Here is a 20,501-nt window from a genome sequence, read left to right on the forward strand (position 1 = left end):
GATCGCGCGCGATGAAGATCGTCATCTTCGGCGGTGCCGGCTTTGTCGGCCTCAATGTTGCGGAGGCGCTGCTGGCGCGTGGGCACGAAGTGACGCTGTATGACCGTAAGCAATTGCCGGCGGGAGCGGAGCGATCGTTTGCCGACTATGGTGAGCGGTGCACGGTTGTTCAGGGTGAGATCACTGACGTCGAAAGGATCGACGCACTTCTAAAGCAGGGTTTTGACACGATCGTTCTCGGCGCCGCCATAACGGCCGGGGATCAGCTCGAACGAACCGCCACCTCGAGTATCCTCGAGATCAACGTGATGGCTCAGATCCCGATCTTGAGCGCGGCGGTCCGTCGTGGCACTCGGCGCGTGATTAATCTTTCATCCGCTTCCGCCTATGGCGCTGCGGGGCAGCGTCATGCAGTGCTGGACGAGGAGACGCCCTGCGATCCCGTCTCCTTCTACGCGATCAGCAAATTCACCTCGGAACGATCGGTGGCTCGGCTCGCCGAGTTGTGGGATGGTGACTTTCTCAGTGTGCGTTTGAGCGCCGTGTTCGGTCCGTGGGAGCGGATCGGCAAGGTGCGGGATACGCCAAGCCTTCAGTTTCAAATCCTGGCCGAGTTCGCCCGCTGCGGGCTGGCGCTCATGCCGGGCGCGGGCGTCAAGGACTGGATTTACGCCCTCGATGCCGCTGAAGCCGTGGCCGTCTTGATCGAAGCCGAGCGGCCGCGCCATCGGCTCTACAACATCTCCAGCGGCGGAACGTGGTCCGCGCTGCAATGGGGCGAGGCCTTTGCGGCGTTGCATCCCGGCCTGCAATGCCGGCTGGCGGCACCGGGAGAGAACACCTTCATCAAGCTCCATGGGCCGGATCGTGCGCCGCTCTCGGTCGCGCGGATGGCGGAGGAATTCGGCTGGCGCGCGCGGTTCGGGTGTACCGAGTCCGCCGCAGCCATGAGCGCCTGGTGGACGCAGCACAAGGAGAGTCTCTGATGCGGCTGCAGGGACGTACGGCCATCATCACGGGCGCAGGCTCCGGCATCGGCCGCGCCAGCGCGAAGCTGTTTGCCGACGAAGGCGCGCATCTCGCTCTGGTGGATCGCGATGTCGCAGGGCTTGAGGAGACGCTGATCCTGGTGGGCGAGGCAACGACCTATGTCGGTGACGTCGGCGATGCCGATTTCGCCGAGGCCGTGGCAAATGATGTGGTAGCACGGCACGGCCGGCTCGACATTCTCATGACCGCGGCTGGCTTCTCCTGTGGCGGCACGGTGCTGACCACCCATCCGGCAGACTGGGATGCGGTGTTCCGCACCAATGTCGGCGGCACCTGGCTGTGGGCGCGGGCGGCCGTGCCGCAGATGCAGCGGCAGAAGAAGGGCTCGATTATCACGCTGGCGTCGCAGCTTGCGATTGCCGGCGGCAAGGGCAACAGCGCCTATATCGCGGCCAAGGGCGCGATCGTCAGCCTGACGCGGACGATGGCGGTGGATTTCGCGACCGATGGCATTCGCGTCAACGCGATCGCGCCTGGTGCGATCGACACGCCGATGCTTCGCCGCAGTTTTGCCCGTCACGCCAATGCGGACGAGGTGCGGGAAACCTCCCGCAACCGCCATGCCATGAAGCGGTTCGGCCAGGCCGAGGAGATCGCGCAGACCGCGCTGCATCTCGCCAGCGATGCATCCTCGTTCACGACCGGCACCGTGATGGTGGTCGACGGAGGCTGGCTCGCGGCATGAGTGATGCGCTGACAGAGCTCGAAGTGAACGTTCGCGCCGATCTCGTACGGATCTCGCATCCCGGTGCCGCCTGGCTCGAACCGAAGCAGGGACCGGACGGCAAGCCGGCGCTGGATGTGCTCGTGATCGGCGCCGGCCAATCCGGCATCGCCATCGGCTTCGGCCTGATGCGGTCCCGCGTCAGCAATGTCCTGCTATTGGACAAGGCCGAGGAGGGGAAGGAGGGGCCATGGCTCACCTATGCCCGCATGCCGACGCTGCGCAGCCCGAAGGACTATACGGGACCTGACCTCGACATTCCGAGCTTGACCTATCAATCCTGGCACGAAGCCCGCTTCGGTAAGGAAAGCTGGCAGACGCTGAATCTGATCCTGAGGGAGCACTGGGCCGAGTATTTGCTCTGGCTGCGACGTACGATTGCATTGCCGGTGCGCAACGGCAGCGAGCTTCTGGAAATCCTTCCGGCGGCAGATGGTCTACTGGCTGCACGCGTGAAACGTGGCGAGGGCGTCGAGACGCTCTATGCGCGCAAGATCGTGCTGGCGACGGGGCAGGAGGGGATGGGGAACTGGATGATCCCCGAGCCGCTGCGCGAACTGCCGGCCGGCTCGGTCGCAACCGTCGCCGACGACATCGATTTCGAAAAGCTTCGCGGCAAGCGCGTCGCCGTGATCGGCGCCGGCGCATCCGCCTTCGATAATGCGGCAACCGCGCTGGAAGCGGGCGCAGCGGAGGTGCATCTGCTGTGTCGTCGGGCGCAGATCCAGCTGATCCAGCCCTATCGCTGGCTGACATTTCGCGGCTTCCTCCGCCATCTCAGCGATCTCGACGATGCCTGGCGCTGGCGCTTCATGCGCACCATCCTCCAGATGCGCGAAGGCTTTCCACAGCCGACCTATGATCGCTGCGCGCGCCATGCCAATTTCACATTGCACGAGGGCGCGCCGCTTGAGGCCGCGCGCGAGACCGGCAAGGCCATCGAATTGCGGACGCCGCGCGGCGTCGTCGCAGCGGATTTCGTCATCTGCGGCACCGGCGTCGACATGGATTTTTCCGGACGTGGCGAGCTGCGCACATTTGCCGGCAATATCGCAACCTGGGCCGACCGCTACCAGCCCCCGGAGAGCGAACGCAGCGCGCGGCTCGGCCGCTTTCCCTATCTCGCCGACGACTACGCCTTCACCGAGTGTGTCGCGGGCGAGACGCCGTGGATCGCAGACATCCATCTCTTCGCCATCGCCTCCACCATGAGTTTCGGTCCGTCGGGATCGTCGATCAACGCGATGACGACCGCGGTGCCGAAGCTGGTCAATGGCCTGACGCGCGGCCTGTTCCGCGCCGATGTCGAACGGCACTGGGCCTCGCTCCGCGCCTATGACGTGCCGCAGGCCGTGGTCACGCGGCCAGCGCGAAACATGGAGGAATCGCGATGATTGTCCATGCGCCGCCGCGACAAAGCGTCCGCAAGAGCGCATCATGAGACTGGCGCGCAACTTGCTTCTTTCTTAACCTGTCCTGCTGGCGTTCCTGTCGAGAATTTTGGGGAAAACAAATGCGTTTTGTGTCTTTCAGGTCGGCATCCTCCGTGCTCGCCACCACCGCGTTGTTGCTCATTGCCACCGCGCCCTCGCAAGCGCAGACCAGGGCCGAGACGTTGCGCTATGTCACCGGCGCGTCCGTCAACACGCTCGATCCCAACATCCCGGGCTCGACGCGCGAATCCTTCGCGCTGAGCATGAGTACCTATGATCGCCTTGTCGCGTTCGGCCGCAAGCAGCTCAACGGCAAATGGGTGTTCGATCTCGACAAGATCACCGGCGAACTCGCCGAATCCTACGACGTCAGCCCGGACGGACTGAAGCTGACGTTCCGTCTGCGCAAGGATGCCAAGTTCCAGGACGGCTCGCCCGTGACTGCCGAGGACGTCAAATGGTCGCTCGATCGCTGCGTCACCGCGCCCATCCTCGGCAAGGCGCAATTGCTGACGGGATCGCTGACGTCGGCTGACCAGTTCAAGGTGATCGATCCCCTCACGATCGAAGTGACGCTGCCGAAGCCCGACAAGCTCGCGCTGCCCAATCTCGCCACGGTCTATCCGCTGATCATCAACTCGAAGGTCGCCAAGGAGCACGCGACCCCGGAAGATCCTTGGGCCACCGCCTGGCTGAAGGAGCACACCGCCGGCAGCGGTGCCTATGTCATCGAGAGCTTCAAGCCGGGCGAGCAGGTGATCATCAAGCGCAACGAGGACTGGAACCGCGGCTCGCCCGACAAGCCGGCGTTTTTCAAGCGCGTGATTGTGCAGTCCGTACCGGAGCCCGCGACCCGCGCCAATCTGGTCGAGCGCGGCGACGCCGATCTCGTCGTCGATCTCCAGGCCAGCGACGTGCAGTCGCTCGAGGCCAAAGGCAAGCTCAAGGTGATCTCGACGCCGCAATACAATTCGATCACCTTCGTCTCGATGAACAACCAGATCCCGCCCTTCGACAACGTCAACGTGCGCCGTGCCGTCGCCTTCGCGCTGCCCTATGAGGACATGTTCAAGGCTGCCCTGTTCGGCCGCGGAGCCCCGCTGTTCGGTGCGACTTGGCCGGATGGCAAGCCGCTGAACGGCATCTATCCGTTCCAGGCGCCGGTGAAGACCGATCTCGACAAGGCGAGGGAATATTTGAAGGCCGCAGGACTCCCGGAGGGTTTTTCGACCACCTTCAGCTTCAACGTCGGCCAGGCCTCGACCGCGGAGCCGATGGCGGCTCTCGTGAAGGAATCGCTTGCCAAGATCGGGATCAAGGTCGACATCCAGAAGCTGCCGGACGCGCAGATGTCGACGCAGATCAACGAGAAGAAGCTGCCCTTGTTCACGGAGGGCATCGTTGCCTGGCTGCCCTCGACCGATTACTTCTACCGCAACTTCTACACCGGCAATCAGCGCTGGAATTACAGCTCGATCAACAATCCGGAGTTGGCGACGATCGCGCAGGAAGCGCGCTTCGAGCCCGACAAGGCCAAGTACGAGGACGATGGCCGCAAGCTCAATGCGATCCATTTCAGCGAGATGCCGCAGATCCCGCTGTGGCAGCCGAACCAGGACGCCGTGATGGCGTCGTCGATCGAGGGCTATACCTACGAGTTCCATCGTCAGGTCGACTATCGCGACGTCAGCCGCAAATGACATCCGCAAATTGGAGGAGCTCTGAAAGGTGATGACCGGACTTGGTGCGACCGTGACGCGGGCGGGGAGGCGGCTTATGTCGTCGCTGCCGGCGTTGTTCGGCGTGCTGGTCTTCACCTTTCTGCTGATGCGGGTCCTTCCCGGAGATCCCGCGGTGTTCTTCGCCTCGGGGCCCAATGCCGGCAAGGAGGAGATCGAGCAGATCCGCAAGCAGATGGGGCTCGACAAGTCGGTGCCGGAGCAGCTCGTGTTCTATCTGTCCGATATCGGCCGCGGCAATCTCGGCCGCTCCATGATGACGGGACAGCCGGTCCTGAAGGACCTCCGCGAACGGCTGCCGGCCTCGCTGGAGTTGACCTTCACGGCGCTCCTGATCGCGCTGATCGCGGCGGTGCCACTCGGCGTGGTCGCAGCCTTGAAACCAGGATCGCTGGTCGATCACGGCGTGCGGCTGTTCTGTGCGCTCGGCGTCTGCGTGCCGACCTTCGTATCGGGCCTGCTGCTGATCTATGTGTTCTACTATCTGCTCGGTCTTGCGCCTGATCCGACCGGGCGGATCGACGTCTTCACCTCGCTGCCGCCGCAGCGCACCGGATTCCTGTCGATCGATTTCCTGCTCGCGGGAGACATCGAGGGCTGGTGGGCGGCCTGCAAGCAATTGATCCTGCCGGCGGTGAGCATGGCCCTGTTCGTCATCGCGCCGCTGGCGCGGATCACGCGTGCGTCGATGCTGGTCTCGCTCGGCAGCGATTTCGTGCGCACCGCGCGCTCGGTCGGATTGTCCTGGCAGAAGGTCGTCGTCACCTATGCGCTGCGCAATGCGATCCTTCCCGTCATCACCATTGCCGGCATCGTGTTCTCGACCATGCTTGGCGCGAACGTCCTGGTGGAGAAGGTGTTCTCCTGGCCGGGCGTGGCCTCCTACGCGCTCGATGCGCTGCTGTCGTCCGACTATGCGCCGGTGCAGGGCTTTGTGCTGCTGATGGCTGGCATCTTCGTGCTGGTCAATCTCGTGGTCGACATCTGCTACGGCATCGCCGATCCCAGGGTGTCGATCGGATGACCAGCGCAACCCTCCGCCATTCGGTCTGGATTTTGCGCGGCAATCCGCTGACCGGTGTCGCCGCGGCAGGTGTCCTGCTGTTTGTCCTGGTCGCGATCTTCGGACCGTGGCTGGTGCCCTATGATCCCGTCGTCTCCAATGTCTCGGAAGCCCTGCAGCCGCCGAGCGCGGCACACCTCGCCGGCACCGACCAGCTCGGGCGCGACGTGTTCAGCCGCCTCGTCGTTGCGGCACGGCTCGACCTCGCCATCGCGGTCTCTGCGGTCGGCATCTCCTTCGTGATCGGCGCCGTCGTCGGCTCTTTCTGCGGCTATGCCGGCGGCAGGCTCGACCGCTCGGTCGGCCGCTTCGTCGACGTCATGATGGCCTTTCCGCTGTTCGTGCTGGCGATGGCGATGGTTGCGGCGCTCGGCAACCGGATCGAGAACATCGTGATCGCGACCGCGATCATCAATCTGCCGTTCTACATCCGCTTCGCGCGGGCCGAGGTCAACGTCCGCCGCAATGTCGGTTGGGTGGAGGCGGCGCGTTCCTGCGGCGAGAGTCATTTCTCGGTCGTGTTGCGCTTCCTGCTGCCGAACATCTTGCCGGCGATGGCGGTGCAGATCTCGCTCAACCTCGGCTGGGCCATTCTCAACGCGGCCGGCCTGTCCTTCATCGGCCTGGGCGTCAAGCCGCCGACGCCGGAGTGGGGCATCATGGTCGCGGAGGGTGCCCGCTTCATCTCGACCGGGCGGTGGTGGCTGGTGGCCTTTCCGGGCCTCGCGTTGATGATGGCCGTGCTGTGCTTCAATCTCCTCGGCGACGGGATGCGGGACATTCTCGATCCCCGCATGCGCACATGAGCGGGGACTTGCTCAGGATCGACGATCTCCACGTCGCTTTCTCGACGCGACGCGGGATGGTGGAGGCCGTGCGCGGCGTGACGCTCACGGTCGAAGCCGGCGAGATGCTCGGCCTCGTCGGCGAAAGCGGATCGGGCAAGTCGGTGACCGGTTTTGCCACGACGCGCCTGCTCGATGCAGCCGGGCGCGTCACCAGCGGAAAAATCCTGTTTCGCGGCCAGGATGTCACAAAACTCAGGGGCGACGATCTCCGGCAGCTCCAGGGCGCCGCGATGTCGATGATCTTCCAGAACCCACGGGCGGCGCTCAATCCGATCCGCGCGATCGGCTTGCAGATTGCGGACGCAATCCTCACGCACAAGCGGATATCGAAGGATGCTGCGCGCGCCGAGGCGCTGGAGCTGTTGCGGGCTGTCCAGATCCGAGACCCCGAGACGCGGATGAGCGCGTATCCGCACGAACTTTCCGGCGGCATGTGCCAGCGCGTCATGATCGCGATCGCGATCTCCTGCAATCCAGCGCTCTTGATCGCCGATGAGCCGACGACCGGACTCGACGTCACCACGCAGAAGGTGGTGATGGACCTCCTGGCGGAGATTGCCGCCGCACGCGGCATGGCGACGATCCTGATCACGCACGATCTCGGCCTCGCGGCGCGATATTGCCGCCGCATCGCCGTGATGGAGCGCGGCCGTATCGTCGAAGAGGCTAGCCCCAGGACGCTGTTCGGCGCGCCGCAGCATGCCTATACTCGGCGTCTGGTGGCGGCGTCGCCGACCGCGACCTCCGGGATCGCGGACCTCGTGACGGAAGAGGAGCGGGAAGGCTACGCGGCTGTCGTCAGCAGGCCCAGGCAGGAGCCCGTTCACGGGACTCCGCCGCTGCTGGAAGTGCGCAAGCTCGCAAAACGCTTCGACGAGGGCGCCGCGGCGGTGGCGGACTTCTCCATGACGATGGCCGGCGGCGAGAGCGTCGGCCTCGTCGGCGAATCCGGCTCCGGCAAGAGCACGACGTCGCGAATGATCTGCCGGCTGATCGACCCGAGCGAGGGCGAGATCGTGTTCGACGGGCAGTCGATCGGCCACGTGGCGTCGCGCGATTTTCACCGCTCGCAGTTCCGCAAAGACATCCAGATGGTGTTCCAGGACCCGAACGAGAGCCTCAATCCGCGCTTCACGGCCTTCGATTGCATCGCCCATCCCCTGATGCGGCTCGATGGCATGCGCGGGAGCGATGCGCTGCGCAAGCGGGTGGAAGACTGCGCGGAGCGTGTAGGGCTGCCGCTGGATCTGTTGCCGCGCTTTCCGCATCAGCTCTCCGGCGGCCAGAAGGCGCGCGTCGGCATCGCCCGCGCCATCGCCTGCCGGCCGCGGCTCCTGGTGCTGGACGAGCCGACCGCTGCGCTCGACGTCTCCGTGCAGGCGGTGGTGCTGCAACTGCTCGACCGCCTGCGGCGCGAGAACGACATCGCGCTGCTGTTCGTCAGCCACGATCTCAACGTGGTGCGTATGCTCTGCGACCGCACCATCGTGCTGCGCAATGGCGGCATCGTGGAGCAGGGCGAGAGCCGGGCGCTGTTCGACAATCCCAAGACCGACTACACGCGCAAGCTGGTCGAGGCGATCCCGCATATCGACACCGGGCCAGTGCTGGCGGCTGCGCTTTGAGGTCTCGACCGGTCCAAATGGTGCGGATATCCCGCTGGCGAAGGTGCGGCTAGTGGCATACCATTTGCACGCCAATGAGCTCTGGTTTCACCTGTTCTTGGCCAACGATGGCCGGCATCACGGCACTATTGGGAGGATTTCATGGATCGCAGGACCGTATTGAAGGGATTGGCCGGCGCAGGCGGTCTGGCATTGAGCGGCCTTTCGGCCCCGGCGATCGCACAAGGCGCCTCCGCGCGCACCCTGCGCTTCGTGCCGCAGGCAAACCTCGCCAATTTCGACCCGATCTGGGGCACGCAATATGTCGTGCGCAATGCCGCCGCGCTGGTCTGGGATACGCTCTACGGCGTCGATTCCGCGCTGCAGCCGCAGCGGCAGATGGTCGAGTCCGAGCAAGTGACCGACGATGGCACCACCTGGACGTTCAAATTGCGGCCGGGCCTCAAATTCCACGATGGCGAACCGGTGCTAAGCAAGGACGTCGTTGCGAGTCTCACCCGCTGGGCGGCACGCGACCCGATGGGGCTGATGCTCAAGGCGCTACAGCAGGAGCTCACCGCTGTCGACGACCGCACCTTCAAATGGGTGCTGAAGCAGCCGTTCCCGAAGATGCTCTATGCGCTTGGCAAGAACAACTCGCCTTGCGCCTTCATCATGCCGGAGCGCATTGCGCAGACCGACCCGTTCAAGCAGATCGGCGATTATGTCGGCTCGGGGCCGATGAAGTTCGCCAAGGGCGAATGGGTCCCCGGCGCGAAAGCCGTGTTCGAGAAGTTCGCCGACTATGTGCCGCGGCAGGAGAAAGCGTCGTGGCTCGCCGGCGGCAAGCAGATGCTGCTCGACCGCGTCGAATGGATCGTGATACCCGATCCGGCGACCGCCGCGGCCGCGTTGCAAAACGGCGAGATCGACTGGTGGGAGAACCCGATCGCGGACCTTGTCCCGATCCTGAAGAAGAACAAGAACATCAGCGTCGACATCGGCGATCCCCTCGGCAATGTCGGCTCGTTCCGCATGAACTTCCTGTATCCGCCCTTCAACGACGTGCGGGCGCGGCGCGCAGTGCTGATGGCGATGAGCCAGGAAGACTATATGCGTGCGCTCGTCGGCGACGACCATTCGCTGTGGAAGTCGCTGCCCGGCTTCTTCACGCCCGATACGCCGCTCTACACCGAAGCGGGCGGCGAGGTCCTGAAGGGCAAGCGCGATCTCGACGCTGCCAAGAAGCTGCTCGCCGAGAGCGGATATTCCGGCCAGCCGGTGACGTGCCTGGTGGCGCAGGACCAGCCGATCACCAAGGCGTTCGGCGATGTGACCGCCGATCTCTTGAAGAAGCTCGGCATGAATGTCGACTTCGTCGCGACCGATTGGGGCACGGTCGGCTCCCGCCGCGCACAGAAGACACCGCCCGGGCAGGGCGGCTGGAACATGTTCCACACCTGGCATGCGGGTTCGGACTGCATCAATCCGGCGCCCTACACCGCCATTCGCGCCAACGGCGACAAGGCCTGGTTCGGCTGGCCCAACAGCCCCGGCACCGAGAAGGAGGTCACGTCCTGGTTCGAAGCCAAGAACCTCGACGAGGAGAAGGCCGCGGTCGCCCGCCTCAACAAGGTCGCGCTCGAGGACGTCGTCTACGCCCCGACCGGGTTCTTCCTCAGCTACACGGCCTGGCGCAAGAACGTCTCCGGCATCACGAAGGGGCCGCTGCCGTTCTTCTGGGGCGTGTCGAAATCCGCATGACCCTGCGCTGAATCCAGATGCTCTCCTACATCCTCCGGCGTATCGCCTCGACCTTGCCCGTGATGGCGATCGTCGCGCTGTTCGTGTTCAGCCTGCTCTACATCGCGCCGGGTGATCCCGCCGTGGTGATCGCAGGCGATCAGGCAAGTCCGGAGGATGTGGAGCGCATCCGTCAGAGCCTCGGCCTCGATCGACCCTTCCTGATCCAGTTCGGCAGCTGGGTCTGGCGCATTCTGCACGGCGATCTCGGCACCTCGATCTTCACCAACCTGCCGGTCTCGACGATGATCGGGCAGCGTCTCGGGCCGACGCTGTCGCTGATGATGGTCACCCTCCTGCTCACGATCGTGGTCGCGGTGCCGCTCGGCGTGCTGGCGGCCTGGAAGGCGGGAAGCCTGATCGACCGGGCCATCATGGCCTTTGCCGTGTTCGGCTTCTCCCTGCCGGTCTTCGTCGTCGGCTATGTCCTCGCCTATATCTTCGCGCTGGAGCTCGAATGGCTTCCCGTGCAGGGCTATACGCCGCTCGCCCAGGGCGTCTGGCCCTGGCTGCAAAACCTGATCCTGCCGTCGATAGCACTCGGCTGTGTCTACATCGCACTGATCGCACGTATCACGCGCGCCACCATGCTCGAAGTGTTGCAGCAGGATTATATCCGCACCGCGCGCGCCAAGGGCCTCGGGCAGGGCGGCATCCTGTTCGTCCACGCGCTGAAAAACGCGGCGGTGCCGATCGTCACGGTGATCGGCATCGGCATCGCGCTGCTGATCGGCGGCGCGGTCGTCACGGAGAGCGTGTTCGCGATTCCCGGCCTCGGCCGGCTCACGATCGACGCGATCCTGCGCCGCGATTATCCCGTCATCCAGGGCATCGTGTTGCTGTTCAGCTTCGTCTACGTCCTCGTCAATCTGATGATCGACGTCGTCTATACCATCGTTGACCCGAGGATCCGCTATTGACCGACACGACCGTCAATCCGCAAGCGCTGCCGGCCGGCTTCGTCCTCGCGCCGCAACTGCCGGAGATTCTTCGGCCCGTCGTGATCCGGCGCGGCTTCATCGGCCTGCTGCGGGGGCATCCCACCGTTGCGATCGGCGGCACGTTGCTGCTGATCCTCGTGCTGATCGCAATCTTTGCGCCTTATCTTGGAACGGTGGATCCGACCGCACTTGCGCCGGCCAAGCGCACCCGCGCGCCGTCGGCGCTTTACTGGTTTGGCAGCGACGTCCTCGGCCGCGACATCTATTCGCGCGTGCTGTTCGGCGCGCGGGTCTCGCTCACGGTCGGGCTGTCAGTTGCGATATGCGCGTCCGCGGTCGGCCTTGCCATCGGCATCGTCTCCGGCTTCATCCGCTGGGCCGACGGCATCTTGATGCGCTTCATGGACGGCCTGATGTCGATCCCGCCGATCCTGCTGGCGATCGCGCTGATGGCACTGACACGCGGCAGCGTCGGCAACGTCATTCTCGCGATTACGGTCGCCGAGATTCCGCGGGTTTCCCGTCTTGTCCGTAGTGTCGTGCTGTCGCTGCGCGAGCAGCCTTACGTGGATGCGGCGGTGGCTTGCGGCACCCGCACGCCGATGATCATCCTGCGCCACATCCTGCCCAACACGCTGGCGCCGATGCTGATCCAGGCGACCTACATTTGCGCCAGTGCGATGATCACGGAGGCGATCCTGTCCTTCATCGGCGCGGGAACGCCGCCGACCATTCCGTCCTGGGGCAACATCATGGCCGAGGGGCGGGCGCTGTGGCAGGTCAAGCCCTACATCGTGTTCTTTCCGGCGGCCTTCCTGTCCGTCACCGTGCTCGCCGTGAATTTGCTCGGCGACGGCCTTCGCGATGCGCTCGATCCGCGCATGGCCAAGAGCCTCTGATGGCGAGGGGCTGATCGCGATGGCACTGCTCGAAGTCGAAAACCTCCAAACCCACTTCCGTACGCCCAGCGGCATCAACCGCGCGGTGGAAGGCGTGTCATTCCATGTCAATGAGGGCGAGACGCTCGCCATCGTCGGCGAGTCCGGCTGCGGCAAGTCGGTGACTTCGATGTCGCTGATGCGGCTGATTCCGGAACCGCCGGGCAGGATCGCCGGCAGCATCCGCTTTGCGGGCAAGGACCTGCTGCAAATGTCGGATCGCGAGATGCGCGCGATCCGCGGCAACGACATCTCGATGATTTTTCAGGAGCCGATGACCAGCCTCAACCCGGTCCTGACCGTCGGGCGTCAAATCCGTGAAACGCTGATGATCCACCAGGGCCTCGACAAGCAGGCCGCGGAGGCGCACGCGATCGAGATGTTGATTCTGGTCGGCATTCCCGAGCCGAAGCGCCGCGTGCGGGAATATCCGCATCAGCTCTCCGGCGGCATGCGCCAGCGCGTCATGATCGCCATTGCACTCGCCTGCAATCCCAAGCTTCTCATCGCCGACGAGCCGACCACGGCGCTCGACGTGACGATCCAGGCGCAGATCCTGAAATTGATGCTGGATCTCAAGCACCGGGTTGGCGCGGCCATCATCCTGATCACCCACGATCTCGGTGTCGTCGCCGAGATCGCCGAGCGCGTCATGGTCATGTATGCCGGCCGCAAGGTCGAGGAAGCGCCGGTGGCGGACCTGTTCCGATCGCCGCGTCATCCCTATACGCAAGGCCTGCTCGGTGCAGTGCCGCGGCTCGGCTCGTCGCTGACCGGCACCGCGAGACGGCTGGCGGAAATCCCCGGGCAGGTCCCTGATCTGCGCAAGCCCATCGTCGGCTGCGTCTTCGCCGGACGTTGCGCGCTCGCGACCGATCTCTGCCGGCAGTACGCGCCGGGGCTCGAAGAGAAGGGGCCACGTCACGTCGCGGCCTGCCACTATGCGGCCAAGGGAGCGGTCGCGGCATGAGTCCCCCGCTGCTCCAGGTCAACGACCTCAAGAAGCACTTCCCAGTCAAAAAGGGCCTGTTCAGCCGCAAGTCCGAATGGGTCTATGCGGTGGACGGCGTGTCGTTCGAGATCGCGCGCGGCGAGACGCTCTCGCTGGTCGGCGAGTCCGGCTGCGGCAAATCGACGGTCGGCCGCGCGATCCTGCGACTGTTCGACATCACGGCGGGGCAGGTCATCCTCGACGGCCAGCGTATCGACGACGCCCATCCGAGCACGATGCGCCAGATGCGCCGCCGCGTTCAGGTGGTGTTCCAGGATCCGTTCTCGAGCCTCAATCCGCGCATGCGCGTGCGCGACATCCTGGCCGAGCCGATCCGCAATTTTGGCCTCGCCAAATCCGCGATCGATCTCGAGACGCGCGTGACGGCGCTGATGGATACCGTGCGCCTGCCGCGCGAGGCGTTGAACCGCAGGCCGCACGAATTCTCCGGCGGCCAGCGCCAGCGCATCGGCATCGCGCGGGCGCTCGCCGCCGAGCCCGAGCTGATCGTCTGCGACGAGGCGGTCTCGGCGCTCGACGTCTCGGTCAAGGCGCAGATCGTCAATCTGCTGCAGGATCTGCAGCGCGAGTTCGGCCTGGCGCTGCTGTTCATCAGCCACGACCTCGCGATCGTCGAGCACATGACCCATCGCGTCGCGGTGATGTATCTCGGCAAGATCGTCGAGGTGGCGCCGCGCTACGAGATCTTCGCCGCGCCAAAGCATCCTTACACCAAGGCATTGCTCTCGGCGGTCCCGCTGCCCGAGCCGGGGGCGCAGCGCAATCCGATCATCCTCAAGGGAGACGTGCCGAGCCCGATCAACCCGCCGAGCGGGTGCCGCTTCCACACCCGTTGTCCATACGTGTTCGATCGCTGCCGGACCGAGGAGCCGACATTGCGCGCGGCCGGACCCGAGCAGTGGGTGGCCTGTCATCTCGAGGAAGGTGCGACTGCGACGAGCGGCTAGCCGTTGAGCCGGCGGCAAAGCTCTGGATCGAGGCGCAGGGGCGGCTGTTGGGCAGAATGACACTCTGCTCCTGTTTTGCCCGACGAGTCAAAGACGTTTGCGACGAAAATTCGTGTGTAAAAACAACGGCGTTCTACTGTGCATGGGGTTGTTTTCGCGTTTTTTGTTGAGCCGCCTTCAACCTTGGCGGCGCAGGAAGCCCGTGATCGTGACCTTTTCCCAGATATCGGCCGCCGCGAACGGATCGGCTTGATTGAAGGCCTCGACGTCGCCACGGCCCGGTGCCTCGATCAGGAACAGGCTGCCGATCATGGTCGCGCCGTCGTCGGAGACCAGCGGCCCCGACATCACGATCTCGACGCCGAAGCGCGAGGTGTCGCTCAGGAAAGCCTTGTGGGCGTCGTAATGGGAGAGCCGGGTCGGTAGCGCGCCGGCGCGGTCGAGGGCGTGAATGGCGAACAGCATGATGGTCTCCGTTTATGTCTCGTTTTCTTGGGACGGCCGCGGCTGCGGCCGTCCGGGCTTGTCGTGATGACTGCGCTTGGTTACTTGCCGCCGAGCTTGCTGGCTTCCTCGAAAGTCGGGCAGCTCCGTTGCTCCAGCGGCACGTCGAACGGCTGGTAATTGTCCTTGGTGATGACGGTCGGCTTCAGCACGATCTCGGCGATGACGGGCTGGTTGCGCAAGGAGCGGATCGCCATCATGGTGCCGAGGCAGCCCTGGAAAAATCCGTTGTAGTCACCGCTCGCGAGCAGCTTACCGGACTTGATCGCGTCGATCGCTTCCTTGGTGCCGTTGATGCCGATCACCTGCGCCTTGCGGTTGGCGCCGTCGAGCGCTTCGATCGCGCCGACCGCCATGGCGTCGTTGGCGGCGAGCACGCCGTCGATCTGCGCGTTCGACTGCATCAGATTCTCCATTACCTGGAGCGCCTGGAGCCGCTGGTAATTGCCGGGCTGCGAGGCCAGCAGTTTTGCACCGGCATTTTCCTTCAGCGCGTCGTTGAAGCCGCGGACGCGGTCGACATTGGTCAGCGAGCCCTTGACGCCCTCGATGATGACGATGTTGCCCTTGCCGCCCAGCGTCTTGAGCAGGAAGCGCGCGGTCTCGAGCCCGAGGCTGTAATCGTCGGCGCCGACGAAGGACAGGAACTTGCCACCGGCCGAGCGGTCGGTGATGTTGACGACGGGGATCTTGGCCTCGTTGATCTTCTCCACGCCTGGCACCATCGCCTTGTAGTCGACCGGCGTGAAGACGATGGCGCTCGGCTTCTTCACCACGACGTCCTCGATCTGGCTGAGCTGCTCGGGAATGCTGTCGGGCTTGGTCGGGATGTACTGCAGCGTCTTCGCGTTCAGCGTCTTGGCCATGTTGTCGGCGCCGACCCGCACCGTCTGGAAGAACGGGTTGGTCTGGTTCTTGGTGAAGACGGCGATGGTCTCGCCGTCGGCGCGCGCTTGCGTGGTGAGCGCGGCCGCCATCAGCAGCGGCAGCGCCAAATATCCCAGTGTCTGTTTCATGTTGCCACCATCCCTCGTTTTGCTTGTTGGTCGTTCAAGAACTCATTGCGCGCGGCGGCGGGTCTTCATGTCGAGCCAGACCGCGAGAATGACGATGATGCCGGTGACCAGCGGCTGCCAGTTGGCGCTGACCGACAAGAGGTTCATTCCGTTCAGCACCAGCGTCAGGATCAATGCGCCGATGAAGGTGCCAAAGACAGTACCGACGCCGCCGAACAGCGAGGTGCCGCCGATCAGCACGGCGGCGATCGCGGGCAGCGTCAGGCTTTCGCCGATGTCGGCCTCGGCCGAATTGAGCCGCGACAGGAAGATGATCGAGGCGAGCCCGGCCATGGTGCCCGAGACGGCATAGACCAGCAGCAGGCGGCGCGCGACCGGAATGCCGGACAGCCGTGCCGCGACCGGATTGGCGCCGATCGCATAGATCTCCTGGCCCCAGATCGTTCGCTGCGCAAACAGCGTTCCGATCCCGAGGAACACCAGCAGCAGATAGACCGGGATCGGCAGGCCGAACAGATAGCCGCTGCCGATCTGGCGAAAGCCGGCCGGGAAACCGTGAAGGGTTTCGCCCGCCATGTACCAATAGGTGAGGCCGTTCAGCACCCAGAGCATGCCGTAGGTGGCGATGAAGGAGGGGATGCGGAGCGCGGTGACCATCACGCCATTGAGGAGGCCAACGATGCCGCCGCAGGCAAGCCCGGTGAGGATGCCGAGCGCCGGTGAGCCGGTCTTGTGGATCACGGTCCCGGCGATGCAGGCGGACAGCGCGACATTGGCGCCGACGGAGAGATCGAGGCCCGCGGTCAGCACCACCAGCGTCAAGCCCGAAGCGATGAAGAAGGTCAGGCTCGCCTGCCTGAGCACATTGAGGATATTGCCGAGGCTCAGGAAGGAATCGCTGAGCACGGCGAGCACCGCACAGATCAGCAGCGCCGCAAGCAGGCGATAGAATACCTGGACCGCGTCCTGCGACAGGAACGAACGGGGCGGCGCGATGGCCTCTTTGCTGATGTCGGTCATGCGCGGCTCCGCAGGCCATCCAGGAACAGCGCCACGATGACGAGCACGCCGACGCTTGCGACCTGCACTGAGGACGGCAGCGAGATCAGGTTCAGCCCGTTGCGCAGCACACCCACCGAGAGCACGCCGAGCACAGTGCCGAGCAGCCAGCCATTGCCGCGCTCGAACGATGTGCCGCCGACGGCGACGGCCGCGATCGCATCGAATTCGAGACCGAGGCCGGCCGTCGGATGACCGGAATTCATCCGCGCCGTCATTAGCAGGCCGGCGATGCCGGCCATGGCGCCGCCGATCGCATAGACCGCGATCAGCAGCTTGTTCGGTGACAGGCCGGCATAGCGGAGCGCCTCCCGGTTGCCGCCGAGCGCGAAGATATAGGTGCCGAAGCGGGTGTGATAGAGCAGGCCATGAAAGGCGGCATAGGTGACGAGTGCCATCACGATCGGCACGGGCACGCCGAGCAGCGTCGCCGAATAGATGTCGCGCACGCTGTGGGGGATGCCGACCACGCTCTGGCCGTCGCTGACGATCAGCGACAGGCCTTGCGCCATGCCGAGCGTGCCGAGCGTCGCCACGAAGGGCGGGATGCCCACGATGGCGACCAGCCAGCCGTTGACGAAGCCGAAGGCTGTGCCGACGAGGAGTCCGGCACCTAAGCCCAGCAACATCGAGTGGGTCGCGAGCGAGACGATTGCGACGCAGAGAGAGGTCAGCGTCAGCACCGCGCCCATCGACAGGTCCAGCCCCTCGGTCATGATGATCAAGGTCATCGGCAGCGCGAGCATGGTCAGGATCGTCGACTGCACCAGCACGTTGGAGAGGTTGGCGACCGACAGGAAGCCGGGCGCGATCGTGCTGAACAGCGCGATCAGCAGCACCAGCACGATGGCAACGCCAGGAATGCGTTGCAGCGGATTCGGTTGAGAGACGACCGCGGCCTCACGCATGATGCATCCCCAGTCGCACGATGTTCTCCTCGGTCAGTTCGTTGCGCGCGAGGTGCCCGGCGATGCGCCCCTCGCGCATCACATAGGCGCGGTCGCAGACATGGCAGATCTCGACCTGTTCGGACGAAATCATCAGCGCCGCCGCGCCTTCCGCGACAAGGCGGTCGATGAGGGCGAAGATTTCGGCCTTGGCACCGATGTCGATGCCCCTGGTCGGCTCGTCGAAGATGAAGAGTTTTGAGCCGGCGGCGAGCCATTTGCCGATCACGACCTTCTGCTGATTGCCGCCCGAGAGCAGACCGACGGTCTGGCGCGCGCTGGGCGTCGCAATGCGTAGCTGACGGATCAGGCCGTCGGCAGTGCGCAGCGCGCTGCGTCGATCAAACAGACCGCTCGGGAACAGCTTTCGCAGCGCCGACACCACCAGATTATCCCCCACCGACCGCAACAGCGCGAGGCCCTCGCTCTTGCGGCTCTCCGGGATCAGCGCGATGCCGCGGCGGGCGGCGAGATCAGGCTCGCCGGAGATAGTCTTGCCGTCGAAGATGATCTCGCCTGATGTCACGGGATCGGCACCGAAGATCGCGCGCGCGACCTCGCTGCGACCGGAGCCGACCAGGCCACACAGGCCGACGATCTCGCCGCGGCGCACCTCGATGTTGATGTCGGAGATTCCGCTGGTGGCGCTCAGGCTCTTGACCTCCAGCAGCACTTCGCCGGGCTGGTCGGCAAAATTGCGCGGATAGGTCATGTCGACGTTGCGACCGACCATCATGCGGACGAGCTGGTCTGGGGTGACATCGGCCGGGCGAACGCCGTCGATGCGACGACCGTCGCGCAGAACGGTGATGCGGTCGCCGAGCGCGAATACTTCGGCCATGCGGTGCGAGATGTAGACGATAGAGACGCCGTCGGCCTTGAGCCGCGCGATCAGCGCGAACAGCAGCTCGGTTTCGCGATCGGACAACGCCGCGGTCGGCTCGTCCATCACCAGGATGCGCGCGTTCTGGCTGATCGCCTTGGCGATCTCGACCATCTGCTGCTGCGCCACTCCCAACTTGTCGACGATGGTGGAGGGATCGATGTCAAAGCCGATCGTGCCGAGCACGCGCGCGGCGTCGGCGAGAATCCTGCTGCGGTTGATCGTACCCGGAATGCGGCCCTTCGGCTCGCGGCCGAGAAAGATGTTCTGGGCGATATCGAGATGGGGGACGAGGGAGAATTCCTGGAAGATCACGGCAATGCCGAGCTTCTGCGCGTCCGCGGCCGAATTGATCGCGACCGGCTCGCCCTTGAAGTAGAACTCGCCGACATCGGCGCGGTAGGCCCCGCACAGCACCTTCATCAGGCTCGACTTGCCGGCGCCGTTCTCGCCCAGCAGCATATGGACTTCGCCGCGGAAGACGGCAAAGGACACGTCATCCAGCGCCTTGACGCCGGGAAACTCTTTGCTGATGCCGCGCAGCTCCAGCAGCGGGACAGGTGAGGTAGGTTCAATGGCCAATGCGGCGGTGCTCATGCGCGCGCTCCGCTTGCAAAGATCTTTCCGGGGTTCATCAGGCCATTGGGGTCGAGCGCGGTTTTGATCGACCGCATCACATCGACGGCCTCGCCGAGCTCATCGGTGAGATAGTCGATCTTGCCGAGCCCGATGCCGTGCTCGCCGGTGCAGGTGCCGTCCATGGTAATGGCGCGGGCGACCATGCGCGCCTGCAGCGCCTTGGCGCCTTCGGCTTCCTCGGGCCTTGCCGGGTCAATCAGGATCAGCATGTGGAAATTGCCGTCGCCGACATGGCCGACGATCGGCGCCGTAAAACCATGCTCGTCCGCGTCGCGCCGCGTCTCCGTGAGGCATTCCGCTAGCCGCGAGATCGGCACGCAGACGTCGGTGATCACGGCACGCGCGCCGGGGCGCAGGCCCAGGCCCGCATAGAGCGTGTTGTCGCGGGCGTGCCAGAGCCGGCTGCGGTCTTCCTGCGCCTTCGCCCAGGCAAAGCCATGACCGCCATGGTCGGCGGCAATGGCCTGTGCGGCTTCAGCCTGCTCGGCGACGGAGGTCTCGGACCCATGGAATTCGAAGAACAGGGTCGGGGCTTCGCGATAGCCGAGCTTTGCGTAGGCGTTGATGCCGCGCATCATGACGTCGTCGAGCAACTCGATGCGCGCCACCGGGATCGCGGACTGGATCATGGAGATCGCGGTGTCGACGGCATCCTGCAGGGTGTCGAAGCTGCAGACCGCGGCCGAGATCGCCTGCGGCACCGGATGCACCTTCAGCGTGATCTCGGTGATCACACCGAGCGTGCCCTCGGCGCCAACGAACATGCGCGTCAGGTCGTAGCCGGCGGCTGACTTGCGCGCGCGCCGGGCGGTCCGGATCACGCGGCCGTCCGCCAGCACTACTTCGAGCGCCATGACATTGTCCTTCATGGTGCCGTAGCGCACCGCCATGGTGCCGGACGCACGCGTGGACGTCATACCGCCGATCGAGGCGTCGGCGCCGGGATCGATCGGAAAGAAAAGTCCGGTGCCGCGCAGCTCCGCATTGAGCTGCTTTCGCGTGATGCCGGGCTGCACGACGACATCCATGTCGTTGTCGTGCACCGCCAGCACCTTGTTCATGCGTGCGAAGTCGAAGCAGACGCCGCCCGCGACCGCGGCCGCATTGCCTTCGAGCGAGGTCCCGGCGCCGAACGGCACGATGGGCATGTTCGCGCCCGCGCACAGCTTGACGATCTCCGCGACTTCCCGCGTGGTTTCAGGAAAGACGACGATGTCGGGCGGCAGGTTGCGATAATGCGACTCGCTCTGCCCATGCTGATCGAGCACGCCACGCGCGACGCTCGCGCGCGGGCCGATCATGCCTGTGAGGCGATCGGCCAATATGCCCGTGCTGACCCGCGGTCCCATCC

18 protein-coding genes are annotated in these 20,501 nt (G+C 64.8%); 12 read left to right on the forward strand and 6 right to left on the reverse strand.

What is annotated here, in order from left to right; genetic code table 11:
- The first annotated feature begins 11 nt into the window (after window positions 1–11).
- The 12 genes from AC0L20_RS20190 (at window position 12) to AC0L20_RS20245 (ending at window position 14,102) form a co-directional block, all read left to right on the forward strand.
- On the forward strand, window positions 12–986 hold the full coding sequence (locus tag AC0L20_RS20190) for an NAD-dependent epimerase/dehydratase family protein (RefSeq protein ID WP_473291298.1): 975 nt from the start codon (window positions 12–14) through the stop codon (window positions 984–986).
- A complete protein-coding gene (locus tag AC0L20_RS20195) occupies window positions 986–1,735 on the forward strand; it encodes an SDR family oxidoreductase (RefSeq protein ID WP_473291300.1) in 750 nt (249 codons plus the stop codon). Before AC0L20_RS20190 ends, AC0L20_RS20195 begins: the two co-directional genes overlap by 1 nt.
- Window positions 1,732–3,168 carry an NAD(P)-binding domain-containing protein gene (locus AC0L20_RS20200; protein ID WP_473291303.1) on the forward strand — a complete coding sequence of 479 codons (1,437 nt, stop codon included), beginning with the start codon at window positions 1,732–1,734 and terminating at the stop codon, window positions 3,166–3,168. Before AC0L20_RS20195 ends, AC0L20_RS20200 begins: the two co-directional genes overlap by 4 nt.
- Window positions 3,169–3,287: 119 nt before the next feature.
- On the forward strand, window positions 3,288–4,907 hold the full coding sequence (locus AC0L20_RS20205) for an ABC transporter substrate-binding protein (RefSeq protein ID WP_473291305.1): 1,620 nt from the start codon (window positions 3,288–3,290) through the stop codon (window positions 4,905–4,907).
- Between the two features lie 28 nt (window positions 4,908–4,935).
- Window positions 4,936–5,970 carry an ABC transporter permease gene (locus AC0L20_RS20210; RefSeq protein WP_473291308.1) on the forward strand — a complete coding sequence of 345 codons (1,035 nt, stop codon included), beginning with the start codon at window positions 4,936–4,938 and terminating at the stop codon, window positions 5,968–5,970.
- A complete protein-coding gene (locus AC0L20_RS20215; protein WP_007608569.1) occupies window positions 5,967–6,815 on the forward strand; it encodes an ABC transporter permease in 849 nt (282 codons plus the stop codon). Before AC0L20_RS20210 ends, AC0L20_RS20215 begins: the two co-directional genes overlap by 4 nt.
- Window positions 6,812–8,482, forward strand: coding sequence for a nickel ABC transporter ATP-binding protein NikE (nikE, locus tag AC0L20_RS20220; protein WP_473291310.1), 1,671 nt, complete (start codon window positions 6,812–6,814; stop codon window positions 8,480–8,482). The genes AC0L20_RS20215 and nikE overlap by 4 nt, the downstream gene beginning before the upstream one ends.
- 141 nt (window positions 8,483–8,623) lie before the next feature.
- Complete coding sequence (locus AC0L20_RS20225; protein ID WP_473291312.1) at window positions 8,624–10,225, forward strand: ABC transporter substrate-binding protein; 1,602 nt, start codon at window positions 8,624–8,626, stop codon at window positions 10,223–10,225.
- A 17-nt stretch (window positions 10,226–10,242) separates the two neighbouring features.
- On the forward strand, window positions 10,243–11,184 hold the full coding sequence (locus tag AC0L20_RS20230) for an ABC transporter permease (RefSeq protein WP_473291316.1): 942 nt from the start codon (window positions 10,243–10,245) through the stop codon (window positions 11,182–11,184).
- Window positions 11,181–12,104 (forward strand): ABC transporter permease, encoded by a 924-nt coding sequence (locus AC0L20_RS20235; RefSeq protein ID WP_456765004.1) that lies wholly within the window; start codon window positions 11,181–11,183, stop codon window positions 12,102–12,104. The genes AC0L20_RS20230 and AC0L20_RS20235 overlap by 4 nt, the downstream gene beginning before the upstream one ends.
- 19 nt (window positions 12,105–12,123) lie before the next feature.
- Window positions 12,124–13,113: an ABC transporter ATP-binding protein gene (locus tag AC0L20_RS20240; RefSeq protein ID WP_027517118.1), complete on the forward strand. Its 990-nt coding sequence runs from the start codon at window positions 12,124–12,126 to the stop codon at window positions 13,111–13,113.
- Window positions 13,110–14,102 carry an ABC transporter ATP-binding protein gene (locus tag AC0L20_RS20245; protein ID WP_473291323.1) on the forward strand — a complete coding sequence of 331 codons (993 nt, stop codon included), beginning with the start codon at window positions 13,110–13,112 and terminating at the stop codon, window positions 14,100–14,102. The genes AC0L20_RS20240 and AC0L20_RS20245 overlap by 4 nt, the downstream gene beginning before the upstream one ends.
- A 177-nt stretch (window positions 14,103–14,279) precedes the next feature.
- Here the strand turns inward: AC0L20_RS20245 and AC0L20_RS20250 are convergent, their stop codons facing one another.
- The 6 genes from AC0L20_RS20250 to AC0L20_RS20275 form a co-directional block, all read right to left on the reverse strand.
- A complete protein-coding gene (locus AC0L20_RS20250) occupies window positions 14,280–14,567 on the reverse strand; it encodes a YciI family protein (protein ID WP_473291326.1) in 288 nt (95 codons plus the stop codon).
- 80 nt (window positions 14,568–14,647) lie between these two features.
- A complete protein-coding gene (locus AC0L20_RS20255; protein WP_027517121.1) occupies window positions 14,648–15,622 on the reverse strand; it encodes a sugar ABC transporter substrate-binding protein in 975 nt (324 codons plus the stop codon).
- Between the two features lie 42 nt (window positions 15,623–15,664).
- On the reverse strand, window positions 15,665–16,642 hold the full coding sequence (locus AC0L20_RS20260) for an ABC transporter permease (protein WP_473291332.1): 978 nt from the start codon (window positions 16,640–16,642) through the stop codon (window positions 15,665–15,667).
- Window positions 16,639–17,589 (reverse strand): ABC transporter permease, encoded by a 951-nt coding sequence (locus AC0L20_RS20265; protein ID WP_473291337.1) that lies wholly within the window; start codon window positions 17,587–17,589, stop codon window positions 16,639–16,641. The genes AC0L20_RS20260 and AC0L20_RS20265 overlap by 4 nt, the downstream gene beginning before the upstream one ends.
- Window positions 17,582–19,108 (reverse strand): sugar ABC transporter ATP-binding protein, encoded by a 1,527-nt coding sequence (locus tag AC0L20_RS20270; RefSeq protein ID WP_473291341.1) that lies wholly within the window; start codon window positions 19,106–19,108, stop codon window positions 17,582–17,584. Before AC0L20_RS20270 ends, AC0L20_RS20265 begins: the two co-directional genes overlap by 8 nt.
- On the reverse strand, window positions 19,105–20,499 hold the full coding sequence (locus AC0L20_RS20275; RefSeq protein ID WP_473291345.1) for an FAD-linked oxidase C-terminal domain-containing protein: 1,395 nt from the start codon (window positions 20,497–20,499) through the stop codon (window positions 19,105–19,107). The genes AC0L20_RS20270 and AC0L20_RS20275 overlap by 4 nt, the downstream gene beginning before the upstream one ends.
- Between the last annotated feature and the right edge of the window lie 2 nt (window positions 20,500–20,501).

It is taken from the genome of Bradyrhizobium sp. Kon58 (assembly GCF_055807455.1).

Coding starts and splice junctions, on each gene's coding strand:
- AC0L20_RS20225 (WP_473291312.1), top strand. CDS start 8,624: ATGGATCGCAGGACCGTATTGAAGGGATTGGCCGGCGCAGGCGGTCTG.
- AC0L20_RS20275 (WP_473291345.1), bottom strand. CDS start 20,499: ATGGGACCGCGGGTCAGCACGGGCATATTGGCCGATCGCCTCACAGGC.
- AC0L20_RS20265 (WP_473291337.1), bottom strand. CDS start 17,589: ATGCGTGAGGCCGCGGTCGTCTCTCAACCGAATCCGCTGCAACGCATT.
- AC0L20_RS20205 (WP_473291305.1), top strand. CDS start 3,288: ATGCGTTTTGTGTCTTTCAGGTCGGCATCCTCCGTGCTCGCCACCACC.
- AC0L20_RS20255 (WP_027517121.1), bottom strand. CDS start 15,622: ATGAAACAGACACTGGGATATTTGGCGCTGCCGCTGCTGATGGCGGCC.
- AC0L20_RS20215 (WP_007608569.1), top strand. CDS start 5,967: ATGACCAGCGCAACCCTCCGCCATTCGGTCTGGATTTTGCGCGGCAAT.
- AC0L20_RS20240 (WP_027517118.1), top strand. CDS start 12,124: ATGGCACTGCTCGAAGTCGAAAACCTCCAAACCCACTTCCGTACGCCC.
- AC0L20_RS20270 (WP_473291341.1), bottom strand. CDS start 19,108: ATGAGCACCGCCGCATTGGCCATTGAACCTACCTCACCTGTCCCGCTG.
- AC0L20_RS20260 (WP_473291332.1), bottom strand. CDS start 16,642: ATGACCGACATCAGCAAAGAGGCCATCGCGCCGCCCCGTTCGTTCCTG.
- AC0L20_RS20200 (WP_473291303.1), top strand. CDS start 1,732: ATGAGTGATGCGCTGACAGAGCTCGAAGTGAACGTTCGCGCCGATCTC.
- AC0L20_RS20245 (WP_473291323.1), top strand. CDS start 13,110: ATGAGTCCCCCGCTGCTCCAGGTCAACGACCTCAAGAAGCACTTCCCA.
- AC0L20_RS20230 (WP_473291316.1), top strand. CDS start 10,243: ATGCTCTCCTACATCCTCCGGCGTATCGCCTCGACCTTGCCCGTGATG.
- AC0L20_RS20250 (WP_473291326.1), bottom strand. CDS start 14,567: ATGCTGTTCGCCATTCACGCCCTCGACCGCGCCGGCGCGCTACCGACC.
- nikE (WP_473291310.1), top strand. CDS start 6,812: ATGAGCGGGGACTTGCTCAGGATCGACGATCTCCACGTCGCTTTCTCG.
- AC0L20_RS20190 (WP_473291298.1), top strand. CDS start 12: ATGAAGATCGTCATCTTCGGCGGTGCCGGCTTTGTCGGCCTCAATGTT.
- AC0L20_RS20195 (WP_473291300.1), top strand. CDS start 986: ATGCGGCTGCAGGGACGTACGGCCATCATCACGGGCGCAGGCTCCGGC.